Origin of the sequence: Metabacillus sediminilitoris (genome assembly GCF_009720625.1) — a bacterium.
GTDB lineage: Bacteria > Bacillota > Bacilli > Bacillales > Bacillaceae > Metabacillus > Metabacillus sediminilitoris.
In genome coordinates this window covers 2,825,682-2,851,234 of the sequence record NZ_CP046266.1, presented here as the reverse complement: position 1 = coordinate 2,851,234, position 25,553 = coordinate 2,825,682, and the positions used below count along the sequence as shown (strand labels likewise).

19 protein-coding genes are annotated in these 25,553 nt (G+C 34.2%); 3 read left to right on the top strand and 16 right to left on the bottom strand.

Going from position 1 to position 25,553, the window contains the following annotated elements:
* The first annotated feature begins 962 nt into the window (after positions 1–962).
* Positions 963–2,186, top strand: a complete 1,224-nt coding sequence (locus GMB29_RS13485) for an IS110 family RNA-guided transposase (RefSeq protein WP_136359330.1) — start codon at positions 963–965, stop codon at positions 2,184–2,186.
* Positions 2,187–2,692: 506 nt separating this feature from the next.
* Here the strand turns inward: GMB29_RS13485 and GMB29_RS13480 are convergent.
* A complete protein-coding gene (locus tag GMB29_RS13480) occupies positions 2,693–2,830 on the bottom strand; it encodes a hypothetical protein (RefSeq protein ID WP_155443893.1) in 138 nt (45 codons plus the stop codon).
* A gap of 324 nt (positions 2,831–3,154) precedes the next feature.
* Between GMB29_RS13480 and GMB29_RS13475 the strand changes: the two genes are divergently transcribed.
* The gene (locus GMB29_RS13475; protein ID WP_227551329.1) at positions 3,155–4,711 is read left to right on the top strand and encodes a vanadium-dependent haloperoxidase; all 1,557 of its coding nucleotides are present in this window, start codon (positions 3,155–3,157) and stop codon (positions 4,709–4,711) included.
* A 310-nt stretch (positions 4,712–5,021) separates the two neighbouring features.
* On the opposite strand, the gene pepF is transcribed toward GMB29_RS13475, so the two are convergent.
* Entirely contained in the window at positions 5,022–6,809 is a 1,788-nt protein-coding gene (gene pepF / locus GMB29_RS13470) for an oligoendopeptidase F (RefSeq protein WP_136354325.1), read from the bottom strand.
* A gap of 220 nt (positions 6,810–7,029) precedes the next feature.
* Between pepF and GMB29_RS13465 the strand changes: the two genes are divergently transcribed.
* Positions 7,030–7,992 (top strand): D-2-hydroxyacid dehydrogenase, encoded by a 963-nt coding sequence (locus tag GMB29_RS13465; RefSeq protein ID WP_136354323.1) that lies wholly within the window; start codon positions 7,030–7,032, stop codon positions 7,990–7,992.
* Positions 7,993–8,558: 566 nt separating this feature from the next.
* Here GMB29_RS13465 and GMB29_RS13460 read toward each other — a convergent pair.
* The 14 genes from GMB29_RS13460 to GMB29_RS13395 all read right to left on the bottom strand — a co-directional run bounded on the left by GMB29_RS13460 (position 8,559) and on the right by GMB29_RS13395 (position 25,440).
* Entirely contained in the window at positions 8,559–9,287 is a 729-nt protein-coding gene (locus GMB29_RS13460; RefSeq protein WP_136354321.1) for an ABC transporter ATP-binding protein, read from the bottom strand.
* Positions 9,287–10,054, bottom strand: coding sequence for an ABC transporter ATP-binding protein (locus GMB29_RS13455; RefSeq protein ID WP_136354320.1), 768 nt, complete (start codon positions 10,052–10,054; stop codon positions 9,287–9,289). The genes GMB29_RS13460 and GMB29_RS13455 overlap by 1 nt, the downstream gene beginning before the upstream one ends.
* 1 nt (position 10,055) lies before the next feature.
* Positions 10,056–11,093: a branched-chain amino acid ABC transporter permease gene (locus tag GMB29_RS13450; RefSeq protein ID WP_136354318.1), complete on the bottom strand. Its 1,038-nt coding sequence runs from the start codon at positions 11,091–11,093 to the stop codon at positions 10,056–10,058.
* Positions 11,094–11,106: 13 nt separating this feature from the next.
* Positions 11,107–11,979, bottom strand: a complete 873-nt coding sequence (locus GMB29_RS13445; protein WP_136354316.1) for a branched-chain amino acid ABC transporter permease — start codon at positions 11,977–11,979, stop codon at positions 11,107–11,109.
* Between the two features lie 31 nt (positions 11,980–12,010).
* The gene (locus GMB29_RS13440; RefSeq protein ID WP_136354314.1) at positions 12,011–13,186 is read right to left on the bottom strand and encodes an ABC transporter substrate-binding protein; all 1,176 of its coding nucleotides are present in this window, start codon (positions 13,184–13,186) and stop codon (positions 12,011–12,013) included.
* Between the two features lie 315 nt (positions 13,187–13,501).
* Positions 13,502–15,073, bottom strand: a complete 1,572-nt coding sequence (locus GMB29_RS13435; protein ID WP_136354312.1) for a class I adenylate-forming enzyme family protein — start codon at positions 15,071–15,073, stop codon at positions 13,502–13,504.
* 16 nt (positions 15,074–15,089) lie between these two features.
* Positions 15,090–16,268 (bottom strand): acetyl-CoA C-acetyltransferase, encoded by a 1,179-nt coding sequence (locus GMB29_RS13430; protein ID WP_136354310.1) that lies wholly within the window; start codon positions 16,266–16,268, stop codon positions 15,090–15,092.
* 15 nt (positions 16,269–16,283) lie between these two features.
* Positions 16,284–17,090, bottom strand: coding sequence for an enoyl-CoA hydratase/isomerase family protein (locus tag GMB29_RS13425; protein ID WP_136354308.1), 807 nt, complete (start codon positions 17,088–17,090; stop codon positions 16,284–16,286).
* Positions 17,074–17,931: a 3-hydroxyacyl-CoA dehydrogenase family protein gene (locus GMB29_RS13420; RefSeq protein WP_136354307.1), complete on the bottom strand. Its 858-nt coding sequence runs from the start codon at positions 17,929–17,931 to the stop codon at positions 17,074–17,076. Before GMB29_RS13420 ends, GMB29_RS13425 begins: the two co-directional genes overlap by 17 nt.
* Before the next feature lie 104 nt (positions 17,932–18,035).
* Positions 18,036–20,258: a helix-turn-helix domain-containing protein gene (locus GMB29_RS13415; RefSeq protein ID WP_136354305.1), complete on the bottom strand. Its 2,223-nt coding sequence runs from the start codon at positions 20,256–20,258 to the stop codon at positions 18,036–18,038.
* 172 nt (positions 20,259–20,430) lie between these two features.
* The gene (locus GMB29_RS13410; protein ID WP_136354303.1) at positions 20,431–21,567 is read right to left on the bottom strand and encodes an acyl-CoA dehydrogenase family protein; all 1,137 of its coding nucleotides are present in this window, start codon (positions 21,565–21,567) and stop codon (positions 20,431–20,433) included.
* Between the two features lie 202 nt (positions 21,568–21,769).
* Positions 21,770–23,212 (bottom strand): sigma-54 interaction domain-containing protein, encoded by a 1,443-nt coding sequence (locus tag GMB29_RS13405; protein WP_136354301.1) that lies wholly within the window; start codon positions 23,210–23,212, stop codon positions 21,770–21,772.
* A 38-nt stretch (positions 23,213–23,250) separates the two neighbouring features.
* The gene (locus tag GMB29_RS13400; RefSeq protein WP_136354299.1) at positions 23,251–23,679 is read right to left on the bottom strand and encodes an acyl-CoA thioesterase; all 429 of its coding nucleotides are present in this window, start codon (positions 23,677–23,679) and stop codon (positions 23,251–23,253) included.
* A 492-nt stretch (positions 23,680–24,171) separates the two neighbouring features.
* Complete coding sequence (locus tag GMB29_RS13395) at positions 24,172–25,440, bottom strand: SpoIID/LytB domain-containing protein (RefSeq protein ID WP_136354373.1); 1,269 nt, start codon at positions 25,438–25,440, stop codon at positions 24,172–24,174.
* Positions 25,441–25,553 lie beyond the last annotated feature (113 nt).

Sequence of the window (25,553 nt, the reverse complement as noted above, 5' to 3'; positions counted from 1 at the left end):
AAAAAAACTTCTTCTATCGTCACCATAATAAAAAACACTCATTGTTTTATAATATAAAACTCTGTTTTTAAAAATAAGAATAAAAGATTCCTATTAAAAAATTTTGAATGATGTGTTTTCATTGGTGTCAATTACTCTAGAAGAAGTTGTTTTATAATGTAAAACTCTGTTTACGAATTTCTTAAGTTGATTATAATCTGCGGTTTTTATCTTTGTCAATTTATTTTTTAATCTTTTTACAATTCAAAAAATAATTTTTCATATATCAGTAAATGTCTTTTTTTAAGTTGCAACTTCTATTGGATTTGCGCCTGATTAAGTTATATTCATTCAAAAACCTCATCTTTTAAAAAGAATTTTTATTGATTTTTTAATATAAAAAAATATTGTGTTTATTTCTATATAATCGTTTTTCTTTTTAAATTGACTTCACCATTTTAAAAATAACTACTTAACATTAAATTATCTAGTTCTTACAGATAATCAACAAGAGAAATCCATTTCCATCGTATACTTTATTTAACTAACTTATATGAATAAATTATCAATCTACAATAAATCACTCTAAAAATTTTAGTATAGTTTCTGCGAATCCTTTTAGATAAGCTGAGATAATTGTTATACGGTCAAGCCACAATAATAATTTTTTGAAAAATAAAGGACCTACCAATACAGTTGGTTTTCAAATGTGTTGATTTGACCCTTTAGCCGCCCATGCAGCGCAAAAATCAGCGCTGCACCACAGAGAATGAAAATGGTCTAGAACCGTCAATACTGATTCTACGGCTGGGAGAGGAAGGTCGATAAACTATGGTGCGTTAGAGCCCACCCTTTAGTCTGACTCCTTCGACCACGGTGCACCACTGACTGTTGCTCCCTTGCGGAAGCACTCATAGTAGATTAATCCCTGTTCTGGTTGTTGCACCAGCCTCCACTAATATGTCGTAGAGAGGAAAATTAAAATGGATGTAATCATTGAACGAGCATGTGGGATGGACGTTCATAAAGACTCTATCACCGCATGTATTCTTACACCAGAAGGAAAGGAGATTCAAACTTTTTCAACGAAAACCGTGTTTTTGTTAAAACTATTAGACTGGATTAAGGAACACAATTGTTCTCATGTTGCCATGGAAAGCACCAGCGTATACTGGAAGCCAATTGTGAATTTACTAGAAAGTGAGGGAATTGAATTTTTAGTAGTCAATGCACAACACATTAAAGCTGTTCCTGGACGGAAAACTGATGTAAATGATGCTGAGTGGATTGCGAAGCTTCTTCGTCATGGATTAATAAAAGCTAGCTATATTCCCAATCGAGATCAAAGAGAATTACGAGAATTAGTTCGATACCGTAGAAGTATCATTCAAGAACGGGCGAGACAACAAAATCGAATCCAAAAAGTGTTAGAAGGTGCTAACATTAAACTGGGTTCAGTTGTGTCACAAATTAAGGGTGTTTCCGCTATGGAGATGCTTCGTGCGATTGCTGATGGAGAAGATGATCCCGTAAAGCTCGCAAGCTTCGCTCGCAGAACATTGAAAAAGAAAAAAGAGGAACTAGAGTTAGCATTAAGAGGCTACATTAGCCCTCATCAGCGAATGATGCTTAAAACAATTATCACTCACATTGATTTTCTTACAGATCAAATCGAGAAGCTTGATAATGAAATTGCAGAAAGAATGAGTTCTTATCAAGATGACGTTGAACGTTTAGATTCAATTCCAGGTGTCGCTACCCGTATGGCAGAACAGATTCTAGCTGAGATTGGAACTGATGTTAAAAATCAATTTCCAAGCGCTGCTCATATGTGTTCTTGGGCAGGGTTAGTTCCAGGACAAAACGAAAGTGCTGGTAAAAGAAAATCTTCCAAAACTAAGAAAGGGAATAAATATTTAAAATCAGCCTTACAAGAAGCAGCTCACTCAGTAAGAGGATCTAAAAACTACCTTGGGGCATTGTATCGACGTACAGCTGCCCGCAAGGGTACAAAACGCGCTGCTATTGTTGTCTCTCATGCCATATTGCGAATATGTTACTATCTTTTAACACGAAAAGAAATGTATGTAGACTTAGGTGAAGACTACTTTGATAAACAAAGAGCACAATCAATTGTACGTCATTCGCTTCGACGACTTGAAAGCTTAGGCTACACCGTTTCGCTGACAGAAACAGAAGCATCCTGATCCAGTCTAAAGATTAGCTTTTTAATTGCCTATGAATCAGGCGCTCTCCTTTTTTTAAAAATGAATGAGCTGCGTCTTCTTTAGTATTGCCTTCTTTTCTTCCTTACATAATTTAATTTTCATAGTAGTTATATTAATTTTTGTTGTTAATTATTATTTTCTAAATATGTTAATGTTGCGACACCTAATGTATTAGCTGCAATTAACATCCCTTTTTCATCGATATTAAATTTTGGGTGATGAACTTCTTAGATAAACCTCATTTTTCTATATAGGTTGAAATTCTTAATGATATTTTTGATAACAGTACGTTCTATTCTTGATATTTTTATTACCTTACCCTCTCAAACCCTAGTTTAAATAATATAGTTGTTTTGCCTTGTACTTAATACTATCCAAGTACACCCAACACAAGATATACAGAATGTTGGTTCAGTTTTAAATTGCCACCTAACGTTGTGATAAAGCCAACAAGTTTGTTTTCTTTCCAGATATAGTTCTTTTTATTATGTTCTTTGTTGTTCGGTAGTTGTATTTCTTTCATCAGGTTCATACAGCAAAAAGCCAGACTCGCCAATTTTATTACTTAACACAATAATGTTTTCTGCATCATTTACTTCCATCTGTCTAATTATTATTGGCATTTCCCCATTTGTTCTTCAGATTTCACCATATTTTTTATGTAATATTATCAAAATATATAATTTCGTTTAAATCATACTCATTATCTAAAATACAGTCGTTGAGCAGGAGTTCGTTTCTACTATCCGCAAAACGCAGTTTGAATTTAGGTTTCCATTGATTAATATTCCCCTATAATCTAATTTTCGTTTCATCAGGTCCCCTGCTTATTGGGACTGCATATGATGGAATGGTACATTTCAATAGTTAGTGAATTAAGCACTTAAGAGTATTTAAGAATAATAGATTTTAGGTGTTTAAACATATCAAACAAATAAGGTGATAATGTGGGGAAAAAAAGAGACAAGAAAAGCAAGAAAAAAAAGTGTGTCATTGGCCCTTTAAATGCCGAAAAGCGTAATGATAAGGCATTCAAGGTTCGATATAAAGCAGCACAATATCAGATGGAGGCTCCCCTTTTAGATCATCAATGTAATGGTGATGAATATTTGTTTCCTAACAAAATTGGAAACTTTTCAAAAGGTTTACCTCATAATTCACTCGGGGAAGTGGACATTAATTCCTATAATATCTTTATTAAAGCTATGAACTCTGGTAAATTGTCCGATTATAATTCCATACCAATGGGAGGTGTTGTAAAGCTTGCGAATCCACAAGCAGCTTATGTATTTGATCTTTTCGGAGCTGATTGTCATAAAATGAGTCTAGCTGTACCACCCGCATTTAATAGTGCGTGGGCGGCAGGTGAAATGGCAGAAATTTACTGGCAGGCCCTCACTCGTGATGTACCATTATCAGAATATAATACGAACCCTCTCACGATAGCGGCGGCAACTGAAATTTCTGGACTATCAGATTTTCGTGGACCAAAAGTGAGTGGAGCCGTTACGACAGAGACTTTGTTCCGCGGGGATACACCCGGTGACCTCGTAGGACCATATATCTCGCAATTTCTTTGGATGGACATTCCTTTTGGAGCAGGAACAATTACTCAGCAATATCGTACTACAGCAGCTAGATCCGATCACATGACCTCCTATGATGAATGGTTGAACATTCAGAATGGAGAACTTCCTGTTGCTCAGAAATTAGATCCTAAATCTTATTATATTCGTAATGGCCGCGATTTATCTGAATATGTTCATCAAGACTTCACCTACCAAGCTCCTCTTTCTGCTTGTTTAATTCTACTTGGATTTGGAAAAGGAGCAATTGATCAATCGAATCCGTACCTGAATTCAACAACTGAGGGAGGATTTGTCACCTTTGGTGCAGCTCATATTCTAGATTTAGTTACTAAGGTAACTCGTGTTGCACTAGAGGCTGCTTGGTTTCAAAAATTCTTAATTCATCGGAGACTTCGACCAGAAGAATTTGGTGGGCGCGTCCATAATCATTTAATAGGAAAAGCTTGTTATCCCATTCATAAAGAACTATTGGATTCTCAGGTTGTTTATAAAGTTTTCAATGAGTTTGGAACTTATTTGCTACCAATGGCGTATCCGGAAGGTTGCCCTACTCATCCTGCCTATCCTGCGGGGCACGCTTGTATTGCTGGAGCAGGGGTTACGGTTCTTAAAGCATTTTTTAATGAATCATTCGTCATTCCAAATCCAGTAGCAGTAATTTCTGATGGATCTTCTTTAACTCCTTATGTAGGAACTCCTTTGACAATAGGCGGAGAATTAAATAAACTTGCATCTAATATAGCACTAGGTAGAGATACTGCTGGTGTCCATTGGCGTTCTGATGGAATTGAGGGCTTAAAATTAGGGGAAGCAGTCGCAATAGAGATTCTTAGGGACTATAGAAAAACCTACAATGAAAGCTTTAGTGGATTTTCTCTGACCAAATTTGACGGAACTACAATTAATATTAAATAACAAAATAATGATAATTTGTCTTTGAGCCAAAATCGACACATTTTTCATCCATTCATGATTTTCAAAATGTATAAAATCTATCTCATTTTAACGGACAGATCGACTAGTCAATTGAATACTTCTGGGTATGACATTTATGGATGTGATCCTAAAAGCAGTGAGATTTCACTTGCGAAATACACTGCTTTTTTATTTGTTTTTATATATGCTATTTTTTATATAGGTACCTCAAAAGAGAATGGCTTACTAATATTTAGCAGGTTTTTTCTCGGTTTTTATTCTCTTAAGATGAGATGTCAAATAATAATACCTATAGTTTTGAAAACTCCCCAACTAACTCACCAAAGCGTTTTAAGGAATTTTCAATTGGGAATGGTGTTGTCAAGTCAACACCTGTCTTTTTTAATAACTCAAGGGGATAATCTGAACTACCGCTTTTTAAAAATTCTATATAGGTATTCAGTGTATTCTGATCTCCCTCAAGTATTTTCGTTGCTAAATGGATCGCCGAAGCAAATCCAGTTGCATATTTATAAACATAAAATGGTCGATAAAAATGAGGGATTCTAGACCATCCATATTTTACTTCATCATCTAAAACAATTTCGGTCCCATTGTATTCTTTGAACAATGTTTCATAAATTTGATTGAAGATCTCTACATTTAACGGCAGACCTTTTTCTGCCATTTCATGTGTTTGCATTTCAAACTCTGCAAACATGACTTGAGTAAAAAATGTACCTTTATATTGATCAATGAAGTGATTAAGTAAATGTTGTCGAACTTTCTGATCTGTTTCATTTGTTAATAAATAGTTTATTAAAAGGACTTCATTCACGGTTGAAGCAACCTCAGCAACAAAGATACTATATCGTGCAGTTATTTGCGGCTGGTGCTGTGAACTAAGCTTACTATGAACACCATGACCACATTCATGTACAAGAGTAAATAGACTGTCTAAATCATCTTGATGATTTAATAGTATAAACGGATGTACACCATAAATGCCAAGATTGTATGCGCCTGAACGTTTGCCAGGTGTTTCTCTAACATCTATATATCGTGACTCTTTAAATTCTTTTAAGATCTTGATATATTCCTCACCTAAAGGTGATAAGGCCTTATACATAATCCTATACGCCTCATCAAAAGGAATATCTTTCATTACTCCATTAACGAGAGGAACACTCATATCATATTGATGAAGCTCGTTTACTTTCAACTTTTCCTTGCGAATTCGAGTATACTCATGAAGTGAAGTAAGATTGTTTTTAGTTGTTGTGATGAGATTCTCATATACCTCTTTTGGTACTTTGTCACCAAATAAAGCTTTTTCTAAAGCTGAAGGATATTTACGAATTTTTGCCAATGTAACATTATTTTTTATTGCAGTTGAAAGTGTTGAAGCAATCGAATTTTTTAATTGCACATATGGCTGATAATAAGCTTTATAAGCTTCTTTTCGCTTTTTTCGGTCTTCATCCTCAATTAATTTTGCATACATTCCCCTTGTAAGCTCAACATTTTCTCCGTTCTTATTCGTTATGACTCCAAATTTAATATCGGCATTATTTATCATACCGAATATATAACCTGGTGATGATAAAGCCTCCCCTAGTTGTGATAGAACCTCTTCTTGTTCTTTGCTTAATACATGGTCCTTATAACGAAACGATTCCATTAAATCATCTTCAAAATATATTAACCGTTGATCAGAAGCTATGTATTGTTTTAATTTAGCTTCATCTAAACTTAATAAGAACGGCATAAAAAAAGACGTTGAAGCGCTAACATTCACATTAAGGCGCTTTGCTCTTTCTAACAATGCTTGTGAATTCGTGTCTCTCGTATCTTCGTCCACTTTTAGCATTGCGTAAGCATACATTTTGTTTAAAAGAAAAGACAATTCTTCTTTTTGTTTTAAGTATTGATACAACGATGGTCCATCTCCAATTTGACCATCAAATTCTTTAAGATTCTCAGCCTTCTTTTCAATTACTCGATAATCTTCTTCCCATTTGCTTTGATTAGCATATAAATCTGATAAATTCCATTTTTCCTGGATTGGCACTTCAGTTCGATTTGTGTATTTTGTCATTTGAAAACTCCTTACCTAATCATGATTAAAATTAATATTTAATGATTAATAACATTATACGAATCTACCAACTAAAAAACTCTATTATAACAATAATTAAATAATTCTCTTATAAGAAGAAGAAAAAACTCTTTAACGCACTAAATCATTCAATAATATTTAAATCTTTCAACAAACTCTCTATAATAATCTTAACATGATCTTAAGGGGGAAAAGGGAAATGTCGGAACGAAAGATCATCATTAGTCAGAACATAGAAGAAACACTTTACAACAAAGTTAAATCAGTTATCCCGGATTGGACAATTGTTACAGGAAGGGAGCCATCTATATGGAAACGACATGTGGAAGATGCTGAAATTATCGTAGGTTGGAAAAAAGAAATGAAAGAAATCGTTGTTAACCAAGATGTGAATTTAAAATGGATCCAATCTTGGAGTGCAGGGATTAATTCATTTCCTCTTAATGAATTGTTAACAAAACAGATAAAGGTTACAACAGCAAATGGTGTACATGCATTTCCTATTTCAGAAACTATTTTTGCATTGATGCTTGGATTTACGAGAAAAATACATACTTATGTGAAACAACAGCAGAAACAAACATGGCATCATGCTTTTATGAACCAAGAGATTCATGGTAAAACAGTTGGTATTATTGGAGTTGGGAAAATCGGTCGTGAAACGGCAAAGATCGCAAAAGCTTTTGGAATGACAGTTCTAGGTATTCGTCACTCTGGGAAAGCAGAGGAATTTGTCGATGAAATGTATCCAATATCTGCATTACATTCTGTTCTGCCACGATGCGACTTCGTTATTCTTGCCTTGCCGTTAACAGAAAAAACAAAAGGTCTTTTTGGAAAACAGGAATTTCAATCAATGAAGTCATCGGCATTTTTTATTAATATCGGTCGTGGACCGATTGTTGTTGAAAATGAATTAATTGAAGCTCTTGAGAATAACAAAATTGCCGGAGCAGGTTTAGATGTTTTTGAAATTGAGCCACTTCCCGAGAATAGCCCTCTTTGGCATATGGAAAATGTCATTATTACACCACATACTTCTGGAAGTACAGAGTATTATAACAAACGTGTTATTGAAGAGATTTTTATCCCAAATCTTATAGCTTATCTCTCTGGTCACGAACTACCAATCAATTTACTTGATTTTGAAAAAGGGTATTAAGTAATTATTTTACGTTTATTTAGGATTCTTATCACGGCAATTATTAATCTACAAAATAAAAATTTAACAATTAAACTAATGATTAGTGATACCATGTCCAACCCTTATTCAAAGTAAATTAATTTCGTCTTCTTTGCAGCAATTGTCTCGATAATAGCTTGCGGTATAATGAAGGGAAAAGTTTCAAAAAAATTCCTATCGGTTTGCTATTCTGTGTCCATATATTGTAATAAAGCAAGACTAAAGGTTAGTGTATGTTCAAATGGTAAATGAATTTTAAATCTCTATCGAAAAGGCTATATATTGTATTTCAAATACCCTTTCGATACAAAATATCTATGAAATATATATAAAAGTAGCCGATTTTTTTCTTCTTATGATTAATACACCTCCTGTTATAGTTTGATATTTTTTAAAAATGCTATGTATAAAGATCATTCAATGATTGTCCAAATCAAAAAGGGCTAGGAAAAGTTTATTTTTCCTAGCCCTTTTACTGAAAATCGTATGAAGTTTCCTGACTACTTTTTTGGCTTATTTGGATTGGATAAGCGAATATATGTTATTTATGCACTACTTGATTTTATCCCTAAATAAGCACGAATAACATGTGGATTTTGACTAATTTCTTCTGCACTGCCATTTAAGATCATACGTCCTTGGTCAATAACGTATACTCGATTTGCTATTTTTAAAGCTGCCTTAACATTTTGTTCAACTAAGATTACCATTGTTCCAAGCTCTTGTTTTATGACAGTTAATATTTCAAGTATTTCACTAACAATTTTGGGCGCGAGTCCCATTGATGGCTCATCTAATAAGATAATTTTCGGATCTGACATAAGTCCTCTACCGATAGCGAGCATTTGTTGTTCACCACCACTTAAATTTCCGCCTAAGTTATTGATATGTTTTTTTAAGCCAGGAAGCATGGAAAAAATCTTCTCGAGTTTTTCTTCGATTTGATGTTTTTCACGATAATAAGTGGAATACATGCCAAGCAGTAGATTTTCCTTCACTGTTAGATTGGAGAAAATTTGTCTTCCCTCCGGTACAAGCGATAATCCTTTTTTAATTACTTTATAAGCGGGTAATCCGCTAATTAATACATCATCTAGAAATACTTTTCCGCTTGTTGGAGAAATTAGTCCTGATAATGTGTTTAATAATGTTGATTTTCCTGCTCCATTCGCACCGATTACTGAGATGATTTCACCAGAATTCACATGCATATCAATATTATGCAGAATGTCAATTTTTCCAATCTTTGTACTAATTCCTTCGACCTTTAACATTAGACGACCTCCTCACCTAAATAAGCACGAATAACCTTGTCATTTTGTTGAATGTCATCAGGAGTCCCCTCTGCTATCTTTTTTCCAAAATCAATCACAACAATTCGATCTGCGACTTTCATAACAGTCGCCATCTTATGTTCAACAAAAAGGAAAGAGACTCCTTCCCCCTTTAACCGTAAAATATGATCAGACATCCTATTTGTTTCAGCGTCGTTTAAACCAGCCATTGGTTCATCTAGCAAAACTAGTGAAGGATTGCAGACAATGGCTCTAGCAAATTCGACTTGTTTTTGCAAGCCATATGATAAATTACCTGCTCTTTCATACATCACATTATCCAAGTTAACTTTTTTCAATACATCATGTGCTAATTCAAAAGCCAGCTTTTCGTCTTTTTTAACCACTGGAAGTCGAAACCCGGCAGTATACACATTCGTTTTTAATTTAACATGTGTTCCAACCATTATGTTTTCTAAAACTGTTAAGTTATCGAAAATCTGCAAGTTTTGAAATGTCCTAGCAATCCCTAGTGGTAATAAGTCAGGGATTTTTTTCCCCGTAAGCCGATTTCCTCGATATAAAACTTGCCCTGATGTGGGTGAAATAAAACTTGAAATCATATTGAATAATGTTGTTTTCCCTGCACCGTTCGGACCAATAACAGCAACAATCTCGCCTTCACCTACATGAAAACTAACATCGTTCACTGCAGTTACACCGCCAAATTGTTTGGTAATATGTTGAACCTCTAATAAGCTATCCATCTCATACTCCTTTCTCTGAAAACAGTTTTTGTTTACTGGTTTCATTTTTCGGGGTATGAGTTAGCTTTTTAAACCGCAATTTAGAAATTGGATGAATCAATCCTTTTGGCATAAAAATCATCACTATGACAATAATTGCCCCATATACAACGATTTCGATTTCACCGCTGATATTTAAATAGTTATGCCCAACAAATCGTATTAACTCATTTAATGCCATCATGACTGCAGTACCAATCATCGCTCCCCAAATTGAATGAACACCTCCAACCATAACCATAATTAAAAGTAAGATTGAAAAGTTAATATAAAAAGTAGGAGGTGCTATAAATGAAATAAAGTGTGCATATAAACTTCCGGCTAACGAGGCAAACACTGCGCTCAATGCAAAAATCGCCACTTTGTATTTCGAAACATTTGCACCCAAGGTCTCTGTCGCAACTTCACTATCATGGATACTACGTAATATTCTCCCGATGTGAGAACGAACGATGTTGCTAGAAAAAACAATGACAAGTGATACGATAAACCAAACAAAGTAATAGAATAACACTTGACTTTCTAACGAAAGCCCAAATATTGATAATGGGGGAATGCCTCCTAAACCAGATGCACCGCCTGTATAATCACTCAAACCAAGTAAAAGAATATAAATAATGATATTGATCGCCATAGTGGCTAATGCTAAGTAAGAACCCTTAAGCTTCATGACAGGAATTGCAATTAAAAAGGCAGAAATGAACGTAATGATCATTCCAATCAAGATTGCAAGCCATGGTGAAAAGCTATATTTCACGGTAAGTACTCCGGAAATATACGCACCTATGGCAAAAAAAGCTGCATGACCAAGAGATATTTGTCCTGCATATCCAACAAGTAGACTTAGTCCAATCGTTATTATGCTATAGATCCCAATTAATATTAGAATCGTAAAGATATAAGGAGAACTAATTATAAAAGGCATGACTAAAACCATTCCTAATAAAGCTGCAATTGGTTTTTTTCTGCTTCCGTAGAGTAATACGTCTAATTTTTTCATCAAAAAACCTCCTTTATACTCTTTCACCGGAAGCACGTGAAAACAGCCCTGCTGGTCTAACAAAAAGCAACATCAATAATAAAGCAAACGTAATCGCGTCACTGTAAAATGTAGAAACAAATCCACCTGAAAATGCTTCAATGATTCCGATAAATAGCCCACCAAATACTGCCCCCGTAATACTATGCATACCACCAATAACCATTGCCACAAAGCCTTTTACACCAATTAAAAATCCCATTTCATACGTTGCATCAGTTAAAGGAGCAATTAGAATTCCAGCAATGGCTCCTAAGGCTGCTGCTAATGTAAAAGCTAGTGTTGACATCGTTTTTGTATTGATTCCCATTAATTGAGCAGCCTTTGGATTTCTTTCACTTGCTTTTAATGCAGAGCCTATAAATGTTTTATCGAAAAAGAGGTACAAACAAACAAGTAAAGCTCCTAACACAATAAATACAAAAATACTTTGTGGATTCATCACAGCACCCATAATTGAAATGGATTGTAGATCAATAATTGGAGACAATGATTTTGGATAGGACCCCCAAATGATAAGGCCCATCCCTTTAAGAAAGATAGACAACCCTAATGTGATAATGATCATCGTAATTAGCGAACTATTTCTTGCTGGGGAAATAGCAATCTTTTCTAATAGGAATCCTATTACTGAAGTAATCAGAATCGCTAGAATCATAGCAACCAGATTTGGGAGTCCAGAATTGACAAAGGTTATGCAAGATAATGCACCAATCATTGCAAATTCACCTTGTGCAAGATTAATATTTCCAGTTATGTTATAAATGGTTACAAAGCCGATCGCTAATAAGGAGTAAATACTTCCGACAGTCAATCCAGTAATTAAAAACTGCATAATTAAATCCATATTTATCCTCCTTTCCTAAATCACATAATCTTTATTCTGTATATTTCCACGTTCCATCTTCAATGCTTAGAACTGTAACTCCGTCAGCTTGCGGTCCTTCAATTGGTTTTGTTAAATCAAATTTCCCGCTAATTCCTTGATATTCTTTTAATTCATTTTGTAAGTAGTTATTGATATCACTTGAAGTAAAGTTCCCTTCTTCTACAGCTTTAATGACGAGTTGCACAGCATCATATGAATGTGCTCCAAAAAAGTCTGTTGGCTCGTTATACTCTTTTTCATAGGGATTTACATATTCTTCTACTAATGATTTGTATTCAGAGTCCTCAAGTTGTGTAACAACATTTAACTTTCCAGCAACTACGAAAATATTTTCACTATTACTTTTAACTTGATCTAAAAACCCTTGGTTTGCTGAAGCGTGACTTTGGATCATTGGAACTTCAAAACCTAATGCTTTAAAGTTACGAGCGACAATTCCTGCACCTGGTGTTCTTGACCAAACAATCACAGCTTCAGGATTTTTTTCACGAACATTTGTAAGTTGAATTGTCATATCACTTGCTGTGGCATCAAATTCTTCATGTGCTACAATTTCTATGTTCTTTTCTTTTGCTAATGGTTCAAAATGTGGCAGCCCATCAACACCAAACGCATCTTTTGCATTGACCCAAGCAACTTTTGAAATCTTATTTTCTACTAAATAATCAATCATTTTTGAAGCAACAGTAGCAGATGACGGCGGAATATTGTAAACATTTTCAATATCTGTATTAATTGGTGCTAATGTTAACAAAGGTAAGTTCGCTTTTTCAGCTTTCGGTAATATGGCATTTGTAGTACTTGCCTGTGTAGCTCCAATTATTGCGACAATTCCATCTGAGATTAATTTATCCATCGCTATAACCGCTTTTGTATCATCAGTTTCATAATCTCTCATGACTAGTTCAATTTTCTTGCCATTGATCGGTCCGGTTTCATCTAATTGTTTTTGTATCATCTTAATTGTATTCGCTTCTGTTTTCCCTAATGTAGAGGCTGGTCCTGTCTCTGCAACAATTACTCCTATTTTAATTACATCGCTATTTCCTTTCTTTTCTTGTGATTGTGCTGTTTCTTTTGAAGAACTGCTAAACATCCCACAAGCAGAAGTAAATACTAACAGAAGAATCATTAATGGCATGATCATTATTTTTTTAACGTTCATTTCAATCTCCCCTTCATCAGAAAATTTAGATGCATCATTGTTTTTCTTCTCACCCACCCTAACATTCACTATTCTTGTAATCGCTTTCAATTGTTGGTGATAAACTTTCCTTGTTGATTTCCATTTTAATGTGATTTCTCAACTAAATACATAGTCACAATATAGAAGGTTTGAACGTATTTTTCATGCACTAGGTAGGAAAAAATCCCTTTAAAACAGACAGAGCCATAAGTCTTAACTACAGACTTATGGCTCTGTTTATAGGAACTATATAACGAAAGAACTTACCTATTAACATTTATTTCCATATTAAGGTTATCTTAATGAATACTGCAGCTTAGCGCGTAATATTTCTTGTAATGCTATTTTTTTAATTTTCCCACTAGGTGTCATTGGAAGTTCATCTAAAAACACAAATCGATCCGGCACTTTGAAGTCAGCAACTCGTTCTTCAATAAACTGTCGCATTGCCTTTTCCGTTTCAACTTTATTTGGCTTTAATTTTATTGCAGCACAAGCTACCTCACCAAGAACTGTATCAGGTAACCCAACAATGGCTACTTCCAATACACTTGGATGCTTATAAAATAATTCTTCAATTTCTCGAGGATAAATATTATAACCACCCCGGATAATTAAATCTTTTTTTCTACCCACTACTCTAAAATATCCTTGCTTGTCTTTCGTTCCAAGATCACCGGTATAAAACCAGCCATCATTATCAATTGCTTCACTTGTTTTTTCAGGCATATTATAATAGCCGATAAATACCCCATTACTTCGACAAGCTATTTCTCCAACTTCTCCAGAAGCAACTTCTTCTCTATTCGCATCTACAATTTTTACTTCTGCACCAGGAACTGGTTTTCCAATTGTTTCAGATCTTAGTCGATCATCATCATCTAGTCCTGTGACAGTTAAGGTTGCAGAAGTTTCTGTTAGTCCATAGGAAACGACAATATTACAGCCCATTTTCATCCGGATTTTTTTAACAATTTCCTCAGGACAAGGTGCTGCAGCAATGATCCCAGTTTTTAAGGAAGAAAGGTCTACATCATCAAATGTAGGATGATTTAGCTCAAGTATAAACATCGTCGGTACACCATGGTGAATTGTTATTTTTTCTTGTTCAATAATTTGCAGTGCCTTACCAGCTTTAAATTCCTCCATAAAGACAATTCTACCACCCACTGCAATAGCTGATAGAATACTAGGAACCATGCCAAAAACATGAAAAGCTGGTACAGCAACGAGGAAAACATCATTTTTATTGCAATCAAGTGCAATATTCGAGATTTGAGCGGTTGAAAATACATTATGATGTGTTAACATTGCTCCCTTTGGATCGCCTGTTGTTCCAGATGTATAAAGTATAGAAAAAACATCTTCTTTTGGATTAATCAATACATTTTGAGCTACTTTATTTTTACCAAGTTCTAATAAATCCTCGAAAGACAGATTACCTTCTTTTGTGAAACGCACAGTGAAAATATGCTCAAATTCATTTTCAACCGATTTATTTACATACTGTTCGAAAACGTTGATATTCTTGTCATTATCAATTAAGAACACAGCTTTCGCTCGTGAATTTTCTAAAATATAGGAAATCTCATTGACTTGGTATCTAGTATTACATGGAACTAGGATCGCACCTATTTTAGCAAGGCTGAAATAAATCGTTACAAATTCATGCCAGTTAGGTAAACTAACCATTACTCTGTCACCTTTTCGAATATTTAGTTGTGTCAAGGCAGCTGCTAAACATTCAACATCATCTAACAATTGTTGATAGCTAATTCTTTTATATCCATCAAAAATCGCTTCTTTATTGGGATCACTCTTGGCTGAAAATTCAAGGATATTTTGGAGTGTTAATATGTTTTCCATTTTAATTGGCTCCTCTCTACAAACGCTCCCAAATTGCTGCAATTCCTTGACCGCCACCAATACAAAGTGCAGAAGCACCGTATTTCTTATTTCGTCTTCCTAGTTCATAAATAAGCGAGAGTGAGATTCTAGCTCCACTTGCACCTAAAGGATGACCAAGAGCCACAGCCCCTCCGTTTACATTACCGATTTCAGGATTAAAACCAAGTTCTTGCTGACATGCTAAATATTGAGCAGCGAACGCTTCATTAATTTCAATTAAGTCTAAATCTTGAATAGTGAGATTCGCTTTATTTAATGCATCTTTTATTGCTGGTGCTGGTCCAATCCCCATAATTATCGGATCTACCCCAACAACACTATAAGAGACAAGACGTGCAATAGGTTTCAAATTATTCCGCTCTGCATAGTCTGATGAAGCAAGGACAACCATTGCAGCTCCGTCATTAATACCACTTGCATTTCCTGCTGTGACTACTCCATTTTCTTTAAATCTTGCTGGAAGGTTGCTTAATTTATCAATACTCGTTTCACGAGGATGTTCATCTTGATTAACGATGATTTCTCCTTTTCGTGTTTTCATAGTAATTGGAACAATCTCTTTGGCGAAATTCCCATTAATCATTGCGGTAAGCGCTTTCTTGTGACTTTGCACAGCATATTCATCCACTGTATCTCTAGAGAGTTGGTATTTCTCTGCTAAATTTTCTGCTGTAATCGCCATTGAACAGCCACCATATGAATCATAAAGGGCTTCCCATAAATAATCTTCCATTTTTGCTTGACCAAGTGGCAGACCCCATCGCGCACCGCGAATAACATGTGGAACTTGGCTCATATTTTCAGAACCACCAGCTAACACAACTTGCGAGTGATTTAAATAAATTGATTCAGCTCCAGTAATAATTGCTTGTAATCCAGATCCACAAAGTCGATTTACAGTTAATCCTGTAGTTTCTGTTTTCATTCCGACCTTTAAACCTACATGTCTGCCCATAAAAATGGCATCTGAACTTGATTGAATGACGTTTCCAACAACTGTTTGGTCAATCTCCTCTGGTTTTACATTAGAACGAATCATTGCCTCATTTGCTGCACTAACTGCAAGGTCAATTGCACTTATATCTTTGAATGCACCACCAAATTCCCCAAAAGCTGTTCTAGCACCTTCAAGTAAAACAACATCTTGTATCATTGATCATTCCTCCTTTTATTTTCCTGTAAAAGTTGGTTTTCTTTTTTCAACAAATGCTGCCATACCTTCTATTCGATCATCTGTAGCAAAAGCAGTGCTAAATGAAGCCATTTCTAACGCTAATCCAGTTGTTAGATCGACATTAGCACCTTCATTTACAGCTAGTTTCAACATTCGAAGTGCAATAACTGGTTTTTCAGCTAATTTCAAAGCCCATTCTTTCGCAGCGGATAGTACTTCTTCAACAGGTACAACTTTATTAACAATTTGTAAGTCTATCGCACGCTGGGCATCGAACATTTCACCAAAAAATAATAGTTCTTTTGCGATTCCCTGACCAACCATTTTTTGTAAACGTTGCGTACCCCCTCCGCCAGGAATAATTCCTAGTCCCACTTCAGGAAAGGCAAATTTTGCTCTCTCTGATGCTATGCGCAAATCACATGCTAATGCTAATTCCAAACCACCGCCTAATGCAACTCCGTTAATTGCAGCAATAACTGGTTTTGATAGATTGGCAATTTTATTGTATGCTTCACCTGATACTCGATTCATTTCAAGCATTTCTGCTGCATTTAAAGACGACATTTCATGAATATCTGCTCCTGCTACAAATGCCTTTTGTCCATTTCCAGTAAGGATAATCGCATGTACATTCTTGTCTTGTTCAAGTTCTGAAAAGATGGCTGTAAGCTCTATAAAAACAGCAGAATTAAGTGGATTTACTGGTGGACGGTCGATTGTCACGACAGCTACTTTGGAAGCTATGTCTACTTTAATATATTGATAGTTTGTATTGTTTTCTTTATTTATCGTAGTCATAAAATCCGCCTCCTGTCTTTTTCCCTAATTTTCCTGCTTTTACTAGTTGCTTAATTAATAACGGAGGTGCAAAACGATTGTCATTAAATTCCTCCTTAAAATATTCCATTACATAGTACCCAATATCAACACCAGCATAATCTTGTAGAGTAAATGGCCCCATTGGATAGTTCAATCCCAATGTAACCGCTTTATCTATATCTTCTGCAGATGCAACCCCTTCTTCAAGAAGTTTGATCGCCTCAATAAATTGTGGAATCATAATCCGGTTAACAATAAAGCCAGGAGTATCTTTATTTACAACAACAGATTCTTTATTTAACTGTTTTGCAAACGCTTTAATTTCTTCGGTTGTTTCATCACTTGTATGAAAACCTCGGACAATTTCAACAAGTTTCATCAATTGTGCTGGATTAAAGAAATGCATTCCCGCGACACGATCTGGGCGCTTTGTGGATGATGCAATTTCTGTAATGGACATGGAAGATGTATTCGTTGCAAGAATAACATGATCTGGAAGGATTTCATCAAGCTTTGAAAAAACGTCTTTTTTTACTTCTAAATTTTCTATTACTGCTTCTATAATAATATCTGCCTCTTTTAAATCCTCAAGGCTTGTTGTTGGTCTAATTCTTTCAAGAATTTCAGCTTTTTGTTCAATTGATATTTTTCCTTTTGCAACACTTTTATCCATGAATTTCTCAATGCGAGCAAGTCCGTTTTGAACAAATTTATCTTCTATATCTCTTAAAATGACTTTGAATCCTGCTAAGGCTGCCACATTCGCAATGCCACTACCCATCGCTCCAGCACCCACTACACCAACAATCTTTATTGACATACTTAATTCCTCCCTTAAATATAAAAATCTTTATCTAAAATCATTATATTAAAAATGATCAGCTCTTTATATCTACACGATAAAGGAAAAAGTATTGATGTTTCCTACATTTTGATGGAATATGCATGATTAACTAGGTCATTCAGTTTATAAGCTAACAATAAGTTAAACCGTTGTTCTGAATCCAATAAATCAATTTCTAGTAAGCTTTCAATTTTATTTAATCTGTATTGCAGTGTACTTCTATGAATAAATAGCTCTTCAGACGTATCCTTTAATATTCCATTATTATTCAGATAAGCACGTAATGTTTGATAAAGATTAACCGTTTTCTCATCATCGTTTTCTAGGATTTTCCCAAGGTATTTTTCTATAAATAATTGAGCTTCTGTAATATCTTTTAAATGTCGTAAAAGTGTAGAAGCACCAAGTTCGTCGTATAGAGCTACACCTGTACTTTGATAATGGTTCATGAATACGTTTAGTGCTTGTTCAGCTTGTTGATAGCAAGGATAATATTCTGAGATCGTATTCGATTTCCCTCCAACCCCTAAATAAAACGAGATTTGAACCTCTTCACTTTTACTCCATTTTTGAAGAAAGGAATAAAACTCCCGCCAATATTTCTTTGGGCTTTCTTTTTCTTTATCAGTTGGGACCAGAAGAATAAATTCATCTCCCTTTGAAGCGAACATAATTTCTTTATCATAAAAAGAAACACGCTCTCTTAATCTATCTGTAATAAGAGCTTTTTTCTCTTGTAATTTTAGTAAATTCTTCTCATGTTGCTCTTCCAATTTATATGCTAAGACCGAAACTCGATGCGGAAGAAATAAATTCCATTTAAAAATATTGGCATATTGAATGATTTCTTTTTCATTACTAATACTCTCAACAAGCAGTTTATCAATAAAACTATCCTTCACTTGTTCTTTTGTATCAAACACCAGCTTTTGTTTTATAAATTGCAAAGAATAGATGTTAAGTACAATATCTACGCTTAACCTGAAAAAATCATCAATTGACTCTTCTATCCCATATATAACTAAATAACCAAACATATCCCCACTATGATTAATTGGCCAAATTTCAACCTTTTTAGATGGTTTCGTCATTTCTAATGTTGTATTCCATAAATCTCTTTGTTCTTGTTGGAAGACTTGAAAGGTAGAGTATTGAATGATTGTTTCTATCTCATTTTTATCTTCTTCCATCATCGAATATGCTATCGGTCTCATAAATCGATCAAATAATAAGACAGATTTAATAAACAGCTCACTTATTGTCTTTGTCATACCAGAGAAATTTTCTTGTTCAATCGTTTCTTTAATTAATGCATGTTGATAATTCAATAACATTTGCAATCTCTGTTTATGGTTTTTTTCACTTTCAAATAGACGAACATTTTCAATTAATGCAGCAACATGTTGGGCAAGAAATTCGAGTACTTGCAAATCATCGCTTGTAAATTTCCCTTGATTTGATCGTTTATTTTCAATATGAATGACACCGATTGTTTTTAAATTCACAGTTAAAGACACGGTCAACATATTCCCATCAGGGATATCCAAATATGGAAAGCAATCAATTAATTTATCATTATTATGTAATGCAATTTTCTTTTTAAACGAAGAATTTCCATAACTAGGCGACTGGAAAATAAATGAATTCTCACTTTCGCTATACAAATAGATGCACGCTTTTTCGGCATCTGTTCCTTTTCCAGCTCTTTCGACTACTTTTCCAATGATACGATCTAAAGTAGAGTTTACCGATAGATTATTAGTAATCCATTCCATACCGGTAATTTTCTTTTTTTGTTCTTCCCTTTGCTGTGCTAAATTAAGAGCCATAGCAATATCTGTACCGAAATCACTAAAAACAGAATTCAATTCAAGATAAAGTGGTACATCATTTCTAAAACCCGTTATAAAAAAACCATATACTTTTCCATCATCTTTGACTGGAACTGTAAACCATGTTTTAATATTTTCCTTCCATAATAATTCACTTAATTCACAAGAAACATCATTACTTTCGTTTGTAAAAGTTATAGCATGCTCCATAAAATCTGGTCTGCAATCATCCAGCTTTATAGGAAAATGATTTACAAATGATTCACTAGCACCGTTCATTACTTTTAGAAAAAAGTCCCTGTCTTTTTTAAATATAATACAAGTGAGGTCACAGGATAGCTCAGAACGAAATGAATCAATTAGAAATTGCAATGTTTCCTCTTCTGTATCAAACTTTATTAAGTGTCTAGCCGTCATACGAAGATGATTATCAATTCTAGTCAATAATTTTTCTTTATTTGATCGTCCCAACTGTGTTTACCCCCTATTTTTTTGAAAAGAACTATTTTTTCATATCGTAACACGAAGGGAAAATTAGGAATACACAAAAAGGACAAAAAAGTTCTAAGTCTTTCATTTGTCCTTAATCGTTTTGAACTTGTTATATTTTACGAATCTTGTTTAGACGTAGATATATTTCTAGTTATGATAAAATTTCCTTTGCAATAACTACCCGTTGAATTTGATTCGTCCCTTCATAAATTTGCATGATTTTAGCATCTCGAAAATATTTTTCTACATGATATTCTCGGATATAGCCATAGCCCCCGTGAATTTGAACAGCGTCTGAGGCAACTTTCATGGCTGTATCTGAAGCAAAGCATTTTGCAAAAGATGCTGCTTTAGCAGATGGGGTTCCCTGTTGTAATAAATAAACAGATTTATATACTAATAACCTAGCAGCTTCAATATTTATCGCCATATCTGCTAGCATAAATTGAATAGACTGTAACTGTGAAATTGGTTTTCCAAATTGTTTTCGTTCTTTTGCATATGCCAACGCTTGCTCATAAGCTCCTTGGGCAATCCCTAATGATTGGGCCCCTACCATTGGTCGAGCATGTGATAGGGCTTTCATAAATATTTTGAAGCCATCACCTTCATTACCTATTCTGTTCTCGATTGGAACACGAACTTCTTCAAATGTAACAGAAGCTGTATCAGATGCACGTAAACCCATTTTCTTTTCCTTAGGACCAACTTTAACTCCTTCAAGATCACTCTCGACGATCAATGCAACAAAATCTTTAGACTGTTCACTACCTTTTATTTTCGCTAATACGACAAAGAAGTTTGCATATGAAGCATTCGTAATAAAACATTTTTCTCCATTTAACACATACTCATCACCAAATCTTTCAACAGTTGAAGATAATCCCATAACATCACTACCTGCTTGAGGCTCAGTGAGAGCAAATGAAGCATATTGGCCTTCTTTTGTTAACCGATGAAAATAGGTATTTTGTTGTTTTTCATTCCCTCCAACAAGTATAGGATATGATGCAAGTGAATTTGCCTCAGCTGACGTTGCAATACCAGCACATCCTCTAGCCATTTCTTCTACAATTAAAGCATGTGACAGCTTATCTATACCTGGACCGCCAAACCTTTCAGGAATCGATAAATTATATAATCCATATTCTCTTAATTTATCCATAATATGTGTAGGAAAAGTTTCACTTTCATCATACTCTCTTGCAAACGGCAATATTTCATGATTAATAAAGTCTTTTGCCATAGCTTTTATTGCTTGCTGCTCTTCAGATAAAATAAATTCCAATTGATATACCCCCAATAATTAATAGTTTAGTGTTTGGATTATTCATATTTACTAACAGCAAAAAGCATGCCAACAAAACCTTATTGTAAAAAGCGTAATAATATTGCCTTTATGTTTATAATGGTGCATTAGTACAACATTGCTGGTGCAATAATAAACATATGGTGATAAAATGCACCACGATTAAGAGGTGTGTAATGGACTATTGTTTAATTCCATATTTTCTCATTTTTCTAATGACAGTAGAATGATCTACATTTAAATATTTTGAAGCATTTCGAATACTCCCATATTTATTAATGGCTCTTTGAATCATTTCCTTTTCAGTCATCTCCCTAAGCTCTTCTAATGGAATAATCACTTCTTTTTTTAATTGGTATAGAGGTACATCTTTTTCTATATCGCATAAAAACTCATCTGGAAAAACAGTAGGTTTAATGAGATCTTCATCAGACATGATGAGCATTCTCTCAATAACATTTTCTAACTGCCTGACATTTCCCGGCCAAGTATATTTTTCTATACATTTGCATGTCTCTTCATCAAGTCTTTTATTTGTCTTGTATTTTCGATTCATGTTTTGTAGAAAATGATGAGCTAATGGAAGTATATCCTCTTTTCGATTACGTAAAGGAGGTACATGAATAGGAACGACATTAAGTCGATAAAATAAATCCTCACGAAAACTTCCATTCTTCACCATTGCGGATAAATCTCGATGTGTTGCCGCGATAAAACGGATATTTAATAGTCGTGGAGTTGTTGCACCAATACGATAATATTCTCCTGTTTGTAGAACACGTAATAACTTTACTTGGACATTAAATGGGAGATCACCTATTTCATCTAAAAGCACTGTTCCGCCATTTGCTACTTCCAACAAACCAGTTTTCGCTCTTTCAGCCCCTGTAAAAGCTCCTTTTTCATATCCAAATAATTCTGCTTCAATTAAATTCTCAGGTAATGCACCACAGTTTATTTGAATATAGCGCTTATTAGAGCGATGACTAGCATTATGGATGATTTTCGCAAAAAGCTCCTTACCTACTCCTGATTCACCAATAATTAACACGGTTGCATCTGATTTCGCTGCTTTTAGTGTTTTATCAACCACTTTTTTTATTTCTTTACTTGACGTCACAACATCTTCTGTGATGAGGAATCGAGTACGTAACTCCTGGAGTTCCGTATAATCGATATCTCGTTGTAATGTATGCTCACTATGCAGTTCATTTAGTTCTGAAAGATCGCGAAAAGTAGCAATATAACAAAGGGTGTTTCCATCTTTATCTTTAACAGGTCTGCTTGTTGTAAAGACTTCTTTGCCAGTTTTTAATTTTTGTATAATTGTAAGTGGATCCTTTTTTAACACTTTCTTTGATTGAGACAAAATAAAACCCTGTTCTTGCATTTCTTTTGTTGTCAATCCAAGCATTTCTTCATTTTTTAAGCCTGAGATTCTTTCCACAGCATCATTCATATAAAAAATACGATCATCTTTATCACTTAAGAGTAAACCATCATACGAATAATTTAGAAAATGAACAAAAGTATGAAAAGAAAGTTCGCTTTCTACTTCATCAGCTTGATAAAACATCTCATGAAGTTTTTCTTGACTTAAGAAATTATTAAATAATTTTTTCATAAACCTCGCCTTTTCATCTAACGATTTACAACCGTGTATTAGATTATTTTTCGATCACTTTCATCACCAAAAAATGCCAGACGGACTACTTCAGGAATTGAAACTGCTTTAGGTTTACCGTTACTAAAATCAGTCCAAGCTCTTATTTCATATCCATTTGCAATTTCTATATCTCCTTTTTTAAATTCATGTTCAATGATGAAAACCTTATTTCGTATTTCCTTTACTATCGAGAGAACATATACCTCATCTTCAAAGAATAATGGTGACTTAAATTGACATTTTGCTTCAAGTAAGGGTAGACCCATTTTTTCATTTTTGAATAATTCTGACACCTTATACCCATGAATGGAGAATAAATGATGTGAGGCTTGATCCATCCATTTATAGTAATTGGGATAATAAACAATACCAGCTGCATCAGTATCTCCCCAATTTACTAAAAATTGATATTTTACTGGTTTCATAACAATTCCTCCTAGTATTATTGATTTTGACGTACAGGAATGTGTTGATTCATATTTTCTTTCATTACTTCTCTTTAATGTATTTACTATTTCTCTTTCGTTTTATACTTCTACCAAGATTATTCAATCACCTCCTACTTTCATTTTTATTGTTAATAAATGATAAAACTTTTGAAAGTTTATTAAATGACTAGGTACAAACTATTAACTTACTATGAAAGGTTAATGATCATATGTACCTTTTATTTGGGAACTAATGATGAAGCAAGTTATAAAAAAATCGAATCAGATTTAGTTATATAGAAATGAATAATGGGATTATAAAAGGCAGACCAATTTAAAGTAAAATTGATCTGCCTTTGTTTATCTAGTGGTTTTTTCAAGAAAATGATTGTCTTCCAAACATTAAATATTCTATCTAAAACTTAGTTATGTTACATCACATTTTAAACGAATTTTCAGTATTTCACGGAATTATATTGGATAGTAAGCTTAATTCGAATGAGTTGTAATTGTTGTTCCAGGGTAATAAAACTGTAAAATTTCCTGATATGTTTTACCGATTTCCCCCATACTATTTGCCCCCCATTGGCTCATTCCAACCCCGTGACCAAAACCTTTTCCCTTCATTGTATAAATATCTCCGTCATTTTCAAAAGAATCGATGTAATAACTTTTGAAATGATTTCCTCCAATCATCGGTCGTATTTTATTGAGTTTTACATCATCTAATATTAATTGTTCATAGAGAATCGTTCCATCCAATAATTTGTGCAAAAACTCCACTTTTATTGATCCATAATTTGTTCGATTTGAAATGAAATGCTGCTTTGATAACTCTAAACGAGGAATTGAAAGGATTTTTATTTCGCCAGGATAACCGTTTTTTTGAAGCCATTTCTTCATGGATAACGCTATTTCTTCGTCCTTTTCCACTGCTTCTTGCCACCAATTTGGATTGTCCCAATCCATTTCATTATGATCAATTTGTGTTTTATGTAAAGTGAATTTCCAAGGGTGTGTTGGATCATATGGATCCTTCTTGATAGGAAAATAAGGCATCGCATTCCCACCCCATACATGTGCGTTATTTTCAGTTATACCACCATTACTTGCAGAGTAAAAGGCATCAATTAGGTGATTTTGAAACGTTATTACCTCTCCATTTGTATCCTCAACAGCTTTTGTTGTGTTTTGATCCCAAGAAAATCCACCATAAACTTGAAAAAGAATGGTATCATCAATTTCCTCATTTATATGTGCATATGCGTATGTACGAGCAGCTAAAGCTTGTGCTTTTAGTGTTTCAAGACCCCAAGTAGGAAATACTTCAAATGGTACAACACCTTTTAAATAATCTTCCACTGGAAGTTGGTTTATTGGACGTATGTACTCGTTGTTTTCAATTTTAATTTCAATAGCTCCTAAGTATGGTTTATTATTGATGAAAATAATATGTTTTTCGTCATACCTTTCTGGTATAAGGAAAAGTGAACCTATTAACTTCTGTTGTTCATCGTTCCCCTCTATGATCAATGATTGATTTTTCACATTTACACGATAGTTCACGTTTTCTTTAACAGTTAGTGTAGGATCAAGACTTAAAAAATCTCCTTTTAATTTTATTTGTAAATGATTCGTTTCACCAATATCATTTACTAACCTTACTTTTATCATCTCTTCAGCTGATACTTTTCCAGCTTTTCCAAAACATAGTAATAATGGTACGAACAATAAGAATATAAGCCAATTATGTCTCATATTCTTATCATTCCGACTAGTGAAGTAATTATTCAATTACGTTAATACGTTTATTTTATGATCAATTTCAGGACAATTGAAAAGTAATGATACCATGTGAATTACGCTTCCTA

What these genes read in the sequence shown, in the direction of transcription:
- GMB29_RS13485 (WP_136359330.1), top strand. Translation starts at nt 963, where the DNA reads ATGGATGTAATCATTGAACGAGCATGTGGGATGGACGTTCATAAAGAC.
- GMB29_RS13480 (WP_155443893.1), bottom strand. Translation starts at nt 2,830, where the DNA reads ATGCCAATAATAATTAGACAGATGGAAGTAAATGATGCAGAAAACATT.
- pepF (WP_136354325.1), bottom strand. Translation starts at nt 6,809, where the DNA reads ATGACAAAATACACAAATCGAACTGAAGTGCCAATCCAGGAAAAATGG.
- GMB29_RS13465 (WP_136354323.1), top strand. Translation starts at nt 7,030, where the DNA reads ATGTCGGAACGAAAGATCATCATTAGTCAGAACATAGAAGAAACACTT.
- GMB29_RS13460 (WP_136354321.1), bottom strand. Translation starts at nt 9,287, where the DNA reads ATGTTAAAGGTCGAAGGAATTAGTACAAAGATTGGAAAAATTGACATT.
- GMB29_RS13455 (WP_136354320.1), bottom strand. Translation starts at nt 10,054, where the DNA reads ATGGATAGCTTATTAGAGGTTCAACATATTACCAAACAATTTGGCGGT.
- GMB29_RS13450 (WP_136354318.1), bottom strand. Translation starts at nt 11,093, where the DNA reads ATGAAAAAATTAGACGTATTACTCTACGGAAGCAGAAAAAAACCAATT.
- GMB29_RS13445 (WP_136354316.1), bottom strand. Translation starts at nt 11,979, where the DNA reads ATGGATTTAATTATGCAGTTTTTAATTACTGGATTGACTGTCGGAAGT.
- GMB29_RS13440 (WP_136354314.1), bottom strand. Translation starts at nt 13,186, where the DNA reads ATGAACGTTAAAAAAATAATGATCATGCCATTAATGATTCTTCTGTTA.
- GMB29_RS13435 (WP_136354312.1), bottom strand. Translation starts at nt 15,073, where the DNA reads ATGGAAAACATATTAACACTCCAAAATATCCTTGAATTTTCAGCCAAG.
- GMB29_RS13430 (WP_136354310.1), bottom strand. Translation starts at nt 16,268, where the DNA reads ATGATACAAGATGTTGTTTTACTTGAAGGTGCTAGAACAGCTTTTGGG.
- GMB29_RS13425 (WP_136354308.1), bottom strand. Translation starts at nt 17,090, where the DNA reads ATGACTACGATAAATAAAGAAAACAATACAAACTATCAATATATTAAA.
- GMB29_RS13420 (WP_136354307.1), bottom strand. Translation starts at nt 17,931, where the DNA reads ATGTCAATAAAGATTGTTGGTGTAGTGGGTGCTGGAGCGATGGGTAGT.
- GMB29_RS13405 (WP_136354301.1), bottom strand. Translation starts at nt 23,212, where the DNA reads ATGAAAAAATTATTTAATAATTTCTTAAGTCAAGAAAAACTTCATGAG.
- GMB29_RS13400 (WP_136354299.1), bottom strand. Translation starts at nt 23,679, where the DNA reads ATGAAACCAGTAAAATATCAATTTTTAGTAAATTGGGGAGATACTGAT.
- GMB29_RS13395 (WP_136354373.1), bottom strand. Translation starts at nt 25,440, where the DNA reads ATGAGACATAATTGGCTTATATTCTTATTGTTCGTACCATTATTACTA.